The organism is Rahnella woolbedingensis, from assembly GCF_003602095.1.
Lineage (GTDB): Bacteria > Pseudomonadota > Gammaproteobacteria > Enterobacterales > Enterobacteriaceae > Rahnella > Rahnella woolbedingensis.
On the sequence record NZ_RAHH01000100.1, the window covers coordinates 1 to 530 of the forward strand.

2 tRNA genes are annotated in these 530 nt (G+C 47.9%); both read right to left on the reverse strand.

The window, feature by feature from the left end:
* Positions 1-139 precede the first annotated feature (139 nt).
* A tRNA-Ala gene (locus D6C13_RS25375) sits at positions 140-215 on the reverse strand.
* Between the two features lie 133 nt (positions 216-348).
* Positions 349-425, reverse strand: a tRNA-Ile gene (locus D6C13_RS25380).
* Positions 426-530 lie beyond the last annotated feature (105 nt).

The following is a 530-nucleotide window of genomic DNA, read 5'->3' on the forward strand; positions in this document are numbered from 1 at the left end:
ACTCAGTACTTCTACGGAGAGTGATGTTCAGCTGTAAACTTTCAATTTTCAGCTTGTTCCAGATTGTTAAAGAGCAAAATACTTCGCAGCATACTGTTTCCAATACGCTCTGAAGTATTATTTAGGGGCTGTACGGTAATGGTGGAGCTAAGCGGGATCGAACCGCTGACCTCCTGCGTGCAAGGCAGGCGCTCTCCCAGCTGAGCTATAGCCCCATACAGTCACTTACAGATACCTTAATCACTCATCAGTCAGATGAGTCAGCCAATTTCTTTCTCATCAAGGCGGAGTCATGCGAAGTTTGCTTGTGCAAACGAGACATGGCGACAACGAAGAGGAGGAAGGAATTGGTAGGCCTGAGTGGACTTGAACCACCGACCTCACCCTTATCAGGGGTGCGCTCTAACCACCTGAGCTACAAGCCTATTAAGGTATTTCTGCTCGTTACTTTCTATCAGACAATCTGTGTGGACACTGCACAATGCGTATCTTTAGGTAAGGAGGTGATCCAACCGCAGGTTCCCCTACGG